Origin of the sequence: Arenibacter nanhaiticus (assembly GCF_900141935.1) — a bacterium.
Taxonomy (GTDB): Bacteria; Bacteroidota; Bacteroidia; order Flavobacteriales; family Flavobacteriaceae; genus Arenibacter; species Arenibacter nanhaiticus.
Genome location: NZ_FQYX01000058.1, coordinates 1 through 8,701, shown reverse-complemented (window position 1 = coordinate 8,701; position 8,701 = coordinate 1). Strand labels below are relative to the sequence as shown.

The window sequence follows — 8,701 nt, the reverse complement described above, 5'->3', positions numbered from 1 at the left end:
TGTTGATCCTGGATGACTTTGGACTGGCACATCTGGATAGAAAACAACAAATGGACCTGATGGAAATTATTGAGGACCGCCATGGAAGATCGTCCACCATTATCGCCAGTCAACTACCTGTGGGAAGCTGGTATGATATTATTGGGGAAGCAAGCATCGCCGATGCCATTTTAGATAGATTGGTACACACTTCCCATCGAATAGAATTAAAGGGAGAAAGTCTAAGAAAAAAACTGTAATATTGTCATTAACTTATCTTTTTGACCAAAATCCTTAGAGGGGTCAGTATGGCCAGAACAGGGGGTCAGCATCACCATAATATCCAATTGTTAATCCAGAGTAGGTACTCAATGATTCACTGGCTAACGGAAGGTTTGTACTATAAAATGAGTCGGATTTTCGGCCCAATTGTCCCAATAAAGATTTAGAGTGTCTGGTGTCATGGAATAATACTCTGATGATTGTTGCTATTCGTTTGGCTTCTGCAAACTTGCCATCATCAAATAAATCACAAGAAGTATTGAGGAATTCTATTTGTTCCTTAAGATGATCTTCTAGATCTTCATACTTCAATTCTACTTTACTCATATTTGAGTTTTTTTAATTCTGGCTAAGGCTTAATTTTAATATAATTTTCTTACATAAAATTTAACTCGTTAGCTTAAGAAATTAATAGAGTTTTTTTTATGTGGGGAATTAAGCACAACGTCTCGGCAAGTAGGGTGGTAAGGAAACATTTTCGTTTTCGTCTGGTCTGCGAGTCAAAGTTTTTTGTAATTATTTTTTCTTTTTTAATTGACAAATCCAAAAGATTTGGCGACTGGGCGAACACGCCCAATCCATTAATTATAGTACTTTATGCCCTATTTTCTATAGGTATTGTACGTAGTTTTTTAATCTTGATGTTCGTAGCCAAGTTCTTCGTTTTTATCCCAAAAAGCCATAAATAAATCGGAAGCAGAACCTTTTTTGGATATCCAATCTGCAACAATCTGGATTGCAAATTCTAAATCTTCGATGTAAGCCATTCTTCCATCACTTCCCCTAATACCTTTTTCGTCTTTTTTGGCGCCTCTATTAATTAATATGTTTTTTTCATCATATACTATTCTTCTTACTTGCTCGTTTTCTTTACCTTTTGGTAAATTGTCCTTAAGAAGTTTTGTCAATCCGTGATAGTAAAGCTGAAATTTCTCAACTGGGTCATCAATAGTTTTCCCGAGTAATTTTAAAGCTTCATTTTCTACTGTTAATTCTGAATCTATATTAATTGAAAGCTGTTCGCCTTTCACTTCTTCCGATTTTTGAATGATTTCTAATCTTTCAATATCAGCTTTCGATAGTTCTCTTTTTTTCTTTTCTATATTTTTGTTGTCTTCTTTCATATTATACTGTTAAAAGTTCTCTTATATTTTCTGCTGCAATTCTCAAAGATTCAGCATCCCAATTTGAAACATGTAGATTTTTAGTAGCCAAATTGATGTCTGGAAAATGTTCTTTAAAATAGCCCCAATAGTTGTTTCCTAATTCTGATTGCCTCCATTGATACTGAGAATAAATAATACAAGGATGTATTTGACATTCTTTTGCAAATCGTTTTACAATTAAAGGATTGTCAATCAATTTCTCGATATATCTCATTTTTTCAGAGGATAATAGATACTCTGATGCAAATTCATTCGCTTTGTCCTCTTGTAATAGAAATAAATCGGGTTCTCCAGATAAATGGAATTTTGTGTTTTCAATAGTTTCTAAATCGAATAGAACGTGATTTAATTCATGAATAAGAGCAAACCAAATAGTAGCATAATTTTTATTGAAATCTGTAATTACAATACAAGGCTTATTATTAATAAAAAAAGTTGCACCTCGGATTTGTGTTTTAGGTAAAGAAGGTTGAAACACAACTGTAATTCCTATATTAAATAAAGCTTGAAAAACTGTCAATAATCCTTTTTCGACATTTTGAGTGTAAGGTTTTATTTTTGGAATTATATCGATTAAATCTTTTCTTGAATATTCATTTGGATTATCAATCAACTCAAAGTACTTGTATGAAGATTTAATCCAAAAGTCTTTCATTTTATCACTATATGACCTTTTTGTTCTACTGTATAAAGCATCATTCAAATCCTTTTCGTAGTCATAAATTGAATCGAGTTCGAAAAAATTACATATACGTGTAGACAATTCTTCTACAGAATCATCAATATTAATAAAGCCTAGACTTGCTAATGTTTTTAAATCAAAATTCTTGTTAATATAGGTTATGTCCATTGAGTTTTGTAAATCTCTTATTTCTTCACTTGGTCTATCTTTGAAATGAAGAACTATTAAATCTTCTAGACTCAATTCTAAAAACTCTCCAAGTTTCAAAAGGTTTAATATATCGGTTTGCTTTGATGATTTTTTTAATATACCATCTAGACTTTTTCTTTGAATTCCTGAAAGTCTTTCAAAATGAGTTTTACTTAAACCTGTTGATTTAAGTTTATCCTTGAGAAGTTTCTCAAAGTCTTTATTAGTTTTAAAACTTCTATCTAATAAATTACTAATCATGATTTTGAGGTAAATTTACCTCAAATATAATAAAAATTACGGCATATAATGTTTAATAAAGGTAAATTTACCTCGATTTGTGTTTTTTATATTACGTGCAACTCATTATACCCGTGTAACATACACTGTTTATCGGCTTATTACTTTGGATAACAGCAATAATACTTTACAGTTATCTATTTATAAATAGCTGTATCAATATTATACTATTGGTAGGGGAATAACAAATGAAAATTTAAGAAAATACAACAAATAGGTTGTGCTTAAGTGGGGAAGTCTCACAACGTCCATGTTCTTGCGGGAGATTCCCTCCCAGTACTATGTACTGCTTCGTTCACCACCCTCAGAACCGCGCACAAGAGCAGAACGTTCCTCCATCCCCTTTTATAGAGGATAGCTTCCCAGGGGAAGAACCAATAAGCAGGAGGAGCCTTATAGGGGCGTTTCGGAAGTTATGCACTTGTCTTGCCCTAGACAATCCCGAAGCCTTACAAATTCAACGGTAAGCTAGGAATGGCACAAAACGAACTGATATTTTTCTTCCATTCCAAAAATAACTCTTTGCTTTTTTGACCTTTCTCACGAGCACTTAGGGACTAGTTTATACATTAAGGTGGGCCTGTAATTAGCCTTTCAGAATTTGTGATTGGCTTAGGGGAGACTCCCCTTTACCTACTCGACTGTGTTTAGTTTTTTTATTCGTATGTCCATTGCAAAAAATTTAATAGTCTGTTGGTTTTAGCGTTTTGTCTTTGTATTATGGCTTATCAGCTTATAATGATAGAGGTCGAAACTTATAGGTTCAATAAGAGCATAAAAAATATTTATAAATCTCAAAAATCAAAATCCCAATCGCACCAATAGCGGCTACCAAAGAAGTCCATTTTACAAAGACCTCGTTTCTTTGGGAAATTCTTAAATCTTGTGCTATTTTGTTTTTTTTATTTCGCTCATCTATTAGCTTTTGAGTATATCCACCGTCTTGCAAAAGAACTTCTCCGTCAAGACTAATCGTATAATGTTCAGCCGAGTTTGAATTTCCGTTACCAATACCCATTATTTTCACTCTAACCATTTTATCTCGGTCAAGTTTGTCCAACACATTTAACACTTCTTGTGATGTCAGCACAACCTCTTTTGGTTTAGAATATCTTTTGGGAAGTCCATATCCGTAATGATAAGCAAGTTCTCTATTATCATTAAGATAATTTAAAACAGCATCCAATTTTTCTGTCGCGATTGCCGTTGATTGCTTTTCAACTAAACAACCTTCTGATTTTTTAAATTCACTCATCTATATTAATTATCCCTCTCTTTTTAATTAAATACAACGTTTCGCGGGTATGGCGTCGTGCCGCCGTTACCCCAGGTTTGTTCTTTATAGTTCTGTCGTTCAAATTCTCACTTCCGTATCCAGCCGAGCCAAACCGCGGCATGCGCTTTGACCCGCTGTTAGGCTTAGTTGATTGTGAAATTTAGTATTCTTCCGCATATAGGATTTGGACACTTTACTGATGTATATCCTGCCAATTGCCTTTTATCTACTTCTATTTTTGTATTACAGTATGGACAATTTCCGGACACTAGATTTGGATTTCCTCCAAAAAATAAAGAACTCCCTTCTCCGAATCCAATGCCACTTTCTTCAACCATTATGTTGCCTTGAGTGCTAATGCCTTCCATTCCTACACTTCTCTTTGAACTTGAAAACGTTGTTTTATTAACGTAGTTTTTACTATTTCCAGATGCATGCAAGTGTGTTCTTTTTGCTTTTATCTCAGTATTTTCAACAACGTTAACACTGTTGTCTTTCGCTATAATACCTGCAAAGCCTGCTTCAACAATAGAGTTTAATACTTCCTGACAACTCCAATTCTCACTTTTCCATCTCCACTCTAGTTAACAAAGTGTTCCCGTAAATAAGTTCCGTCTTAAGGGATTTAAAGAAACTTTCTGCCACTGAGTTGTCCCAACAGTTACCATTGTTAGGTAAAGTACTTTTTCATTAATTTGTCTATTCTTTTTTGACTATCTATTGACTTTAATCTTTTTCTATAATTTTCATTAGTCAAATCAAGAATGAATCTTGCAATTCCTGCTTGAGCCCATTTCGAATGTTTGCCATTTGTTCCATCTAAATATTCTTTCTCCATTTCCTTAAAATGAGGTTTTATTTTATCCCAAGCATTTTTTAGGTCTTTCAATGATATTTTATATTCTACCATTTGGTTTAAAAGTTTTCCAGTTGCATCCAATCCTTTTATCCTTTTTGGAAAATTAGAATCCATAAATGCTTGTAAAGAGTCAATATTTAGTTCTGTTTTATCTTCAACTACTAGTTTATTCTTTTTAGCTTCATCAAATAATTGACTTTGGTACTTCTTACTTTCTTCTTTTAATTCCTCAAACTGCTCGTCGGCTTCTTCTAATTTAGCACTAATTCTATGTAACTTTCTTCTAAATTGTTTCGGTGTTTGTAATTCGCTTTTATAAGCTAGATTGTGTTCGATTTCTGCCCAAGCGTGCATTAAAACTGTCCTTATTTGCAATTCAAATTTAAGTTTTGATAAACCTCTAAAATTTGGAGTCTTTTCCCATTCCTTTTTCACAGAGGCAATTAAGTGGTGAGAACGATATCCAAATTCATTATATTCTAAATTACTTTCTTTGTTGAAAGACTCTATGATGTCAAATTCTTTTTTTATTATTTGCTCAATTTTTGCAATATCTTTTTGATAGTAACATATAATTCTAATTCCACAAATATCTTCGGTTTCATCAAAAGGCTTTTCATAAGATTTCCTCTCAGTTTTTTCCATAAAAGAATCTACATCTTTTACTCGGAAATAGATGGATAGATTTTTAATATTAGCTAAATGAAGAAGTATTCTTATAGACTCAACTACGTTTTTTCCAAGACTTTCATATTTACTTGTTTTACCTTCAAATTCAGTTCGTAGTTGTTCAAAGTTCATTTTTTGGTATTTTGCCTAAAGTTATATCAGTTTAATATTTAATATATACTGTTTATAGGTTCATTGCTGTTATCCAACAGCAATAATAAGGTACGTTTATCCATTTATAAACTGCAGTACCAATATTATAATTTAGGTAGGTGAATAACAAATAAAACTTTAAGAAAATACAACAAATAGCTTATGTTTAAGGAGGAAGCCCCACACTCTCCATGTTCTTGCGGGAGGTTCCCTCCCAGTACTTCGTACTGTTTCGCTCACCACCCTCAGAACCGCGCACAAGAGCAGAACGTTCCTCCATTTTCTCTTAAGGGATAGTTTCCCAGGTAAGGAACAATGAAGGGGGAGTGGGCTATATCCCGGTGTTCCGGAAGTTATGCCCTTGTCTTAGACAACACCGAACCCTTACAAATTCAACGGTAAGCTATGTAATGGCACAATTTATTCCTTTAACATTGCCACAAAACGAACCGATATTTTTCTTATCCCTTAAAAACACCTTTTGCTTTTTTGACCTTTCTTCATTCTATAACCATAGCACATACAGTACATGTCCTCTGTTGACAGCTACCCTTCGACTGGGCTAAATAATAAAATAAAGGAGCTTCAGAACTTAATAAACTTGTTTTTAAGCCCTCCAGAATATAGCTGGATCATCAAGTTGACAAAATAAGAAAGCCCTAAAAAGGGCTTAAATGAATTCGGTTTTCGTGAATTTATGGGCTTGTGCAACGGTTACCATTGTTAGCCCACGTTATTATTTTATTTGGATTAATTCGCTTTCTAAATATTTTAATATGAAAACCTTATCAAATGTTGTGTTTAGTTTTTCCTTATCAATTCGGATAGTCGGGAAATAGTCCGATGATAATTCACCTGATTTTATGACTAGCCAAAATTTATCACATTTACCAAAACTTTTTTTAGATTCTTCTTTTTTGTCTAATATATTTTGAATTTTTAAATTATCAATTATTCCTCCAACAGCCGAATAAGATTCTATGAATTCATGATTTTTTATTTTTTCATTAAATATAATATCATAAGAATCAATTACATTCGGGAGATGTCCATAATTAGTGATTTCTAAGATGTAATTTTTATTGTCTAATAATATATTTTTTAAAATATCAGTGAGAATAATTTTTGCAATTTCTTTGGGACTATATTTAATTGGAAATTCATTTTCGTTCAAATGGATGTTAATAAAACATTTAGGAATTTGTTTTCCGATTAACAAATGTAAGAGCTCACTAGAGACCCTTTTTGTTGTTTCTTCAAATGATTTTAAGATTGAACCTTTTTCAGATTTAAAGTCGTCTTTAAATATTTGAGTAATTTCTATTCCAATTTTTTCCTTACTATGAATAATGAAATCAGGTTTGTCGATATGTTCAATTTGGCCAGAAGGAAAATTAACATATGCTTTTTTGAATTTTTCAAAAACTGATTTTTCTGTAATTTCCTTTTCAGTCATAATGTGGGCTAACGTTAAATATATGGCAAGTTTTGCCTTATCGGTCGGCTTTGAGGGACTTGCCAATGTGTATGGATGCTAAGCGTTGGCATTGGTTTCTTCTTTACTATTCGCTGAATATTTGAAGTCAGTCAATTCCGATTTCAAGTAGTCGTCATTTAAAACTTTAATCAGCTGTTTGGCTTCAGATTTACTCGAAACATTGAATTTTCCGTTTGCTTCATCCACAGTCACAGGAACTCCATAGTCACGAATTATTCTGTGATAGTCCGCAAAGGTTTTTTGTCTGAAGTATTCTTTTTCTCTCAATTTGTTGAGTTTATTTATTGAATGCTTGTCATCTTCTAAAAAGCCTCTCAATTCATCAAAATTCTCGATAATGTCAATGGATTGTATGTCGTCCAAGGTCTCATTAGCTACTTGTCTCTTCACTTCTTCGTAAAGGAGAGTCTTTTCAAAATTTGTCTTGTTTTCAAAGATCAATGTGCCGTTCAAAGCAAACACATCAAAGTTTCCGTCAACGGTTAAAACGTTTTGGTCAAGCTTTCGGAAAACTGTTTGGCTGAAAATAAGAGCAATCTTTCCTCCAGTATTTAGAACTTTCTGAGGCGTTATTTTTCTAAGGAAATAGAAATCATTGCCCTGAATACTAATTTTTATCCATAAAGCCCAAATATCTGAATATGGCAAAGTAGTATTGTCATAATAGATTGGGTTTTCATCATCTAATTCAGCCAACTTTTCGAGAACTATACCATAGAAAGGAACTTCATCACTGGGATAAAACCAATTAACCGGTCTATCTGGCGTAAGTGCTGGATTATACGGAATTAGGTCATATTTCCGTCTTACTAGACGACTCCTTATTTTGGGGTAAAATGTATCAATAATTTGTTGATCCAAATCTTCATGCATTCTACCTTTGTAAATATTTAAGTCAATTCTGTTTTCAGAATCGAAAGGCTGGTCAAGAATATAAACTTCTACCGTTGGTGTTTCCTCTAATTCAAGGAATGCTAAGTGATTTAATAGTTCTTCTCTGGTCATTCTTATATCTTTTGTAGGTAAACATTAGAGGTCAAGTGAACTACCTTTTCTGTTTGGCCTTTCTTTAATGCTTGCTTATGAATAATGATTTTCATTTTTTCCTTGTCGTTTTCAATCTTTGAAATGTGGTATCTGAATAAGGTAAGTGTTGGATTTGTCAAGATAAGATTGGTTTTGATGTATATGTGGCCAAGAATGTAGAACAATGCCACAGTTGAAAGGATATTTTGCCAAGTATCAAATTTCAAACCTATAAACGGCAGAATATAGGTTGCCAAATAGGAGAGATGTTCTGCATGATTATCCTGAATCCTAACAACCTTAATTTCTTCGTGGGACGACTTTATAACGATTTTGTACAGGATAAAATAAAGCGAAACAGAACTGACAATTAATATCAAAAAGGCTAATGAAACTTTATTTAAGATTAGAGCTTCTTTAAGACCAATGAATTCGTTTCCTTTCGACCAAAGCTTATCATTCAGATTCTGAAAAAACAGTATGAAATACAAAGGGACATAAGAAATGACGAAAAGCAATATTTGAATGGGACTATCTTATAAAGTGTGTAAATAGAAAAATAACGGGGGCCGGCCCCCGTTATTTTTTGTTTAATTTTAATTTAGCACTTTATGAAAAAAGA

At 32.9% G+C, this 8,701-nt stretch carries 11 protein-coding genes; 1 reads left to right on the top strand and 10 read right to left on the bottom strand.

What is annotated here, in order from left to right:
- On the top strand, positions 1 to 239 hold a 239-nt coding region (locus BUA16_RS17835; protein ID WP_026812952.1), incomplete at its 5' end, for an ATP-binding protein.
- Positions 240 to 282: 43 nt separating this feature from the next.
- Here BUA16_RS17835 and BUA16_RS17830 read toward each other — a convergent pair.
- The 10 genes from BUA16_RS17830 to kwaA all read right to left on the bottom strand — a co-directional run bounded on the left by BUA16_RS17830 (position 283) and on the right by kwaA (position 8,597).
- Complete coding sequence (locus BUA16_RS17830; RefSeq protein ID WP_072766064.1) at positions 283 to 588, bottom strand: hypothetical protein; 306 nt, start codon at positions 586 to 588, stop codon at positions 283 to 285.
- 305 nt (positions 589 to 893) lie between these two features.
- The gene (locus BUA16_RS17825) at positions 894 to 1,385 is read right to left on the bottom strand and encodes a hypothetical protein (protein WP_072766063.1); all 492 of its coding nucleotides are present in this window, start codon (positions 1,383 to 1,385) and stop codon (positions 894 to 896) included.
- Between the two features lies 1 nt (position 1,386).
- Positions 1,387 to 2,559, bottom strand: a complete 1,173-nt coding sequence (locus BUA16_RS17820; protein ID WP_084668562.1) for an ImmA/IrrE family metallo-endopeptidase — start codon at positions 2,557 to 2,559, stop codon at positions 1,387 to 1,389.
- 802 nt (positions 2,560 to 3,361) lie between these two features.
- Positions 3,362 to 3,853, bottom strand: coding sequence for a hypothetical protein (locus BUA16_RS17815; RefSeq protein WP_072766061.1), 492 nt, complete (start codon positions 3,851 to 3,853; stop codon positions 3,362 to 3,364).
- A 164-nt stretch (positions 3,854 to 4,017) separates the two neighbouring features.
- On the bottom strand, positions 4,018 to 4,314 hold the full coding sequence (locus tag BUA16_RS18520) for a hypothetical protein (protein WP_143150560.1): 297 nt from the start codon (positions 4,312 to 4,314) through the stop codon (positions 4,018 to 4,020).
- Positions 4,315 to 4,435: 121 nt separating this feature from the next.
- Positions 4,436 to 4,519: an IS3 family transposase gene (locus BUA16_RS18515; RefSeq protein ID WP_143150561.1), complete on the bottom strand. Its 84-nt coding sequence runs from the start codon at positions 4,517 to 4,519 to the stop codon at positions 4,436 to 4,438.
- 25 nt (positions 4,520 to 4,544) lie between these two features.
- Positions 4,545 to 5,534 (bottom strand): GTP pyrophosphokinase, encoded by a 990-nt coding sequence (locus BUA16_RS17805; RefSeq protein ID WP_072766059.1) that lies wholly within the window; start codon positions 5,532 to 5,534, stop codon positions 4,545 to 4,547.
- Positions 5,535 to 6,291: 757 nt separating this feature from the next.
- The gene (locus tag BUA16_RS17800) at positions 6,292 to 7,011 is read right to left on the bottom strand and encodes a hypothetical protein (protein ID WP_072766058.1); all 720 of its coding nucleotides are present in this window, start codon (positions 7,009 to 7,011) and stop codon (positions 6,292 to 6,294) included.
- A gap of 78 nt (positions 7,012 to 7,089) precedes the next feature.
- Entirely contained in the window at positions 7,090 to 8,058 is a 969-nt protein-coding gene (locus tag BUA16_RS17795; RefSeq protein ID WP_072766057.1) for a Kiwa anti-phage protein KwaB-like domain-containing protein, read from the bottom strand.
- A gap of 2 nt (positions 8,059 to 8,060) precedes the next feature.
- Positions 8,061 to 8,597, bottom strand: coding sequence for an anti-phage protein KwaA (gene kwaA / locus BUA16_RS19270; protein WP_072766056.1), 537 nt, complete (start codon positions 8,595 to 8,597; stop codon positions 8,061 to 8,063).
- Between the last annotated feature and the right edge of the window lie 104 nt (positions 8,598 to 8,701).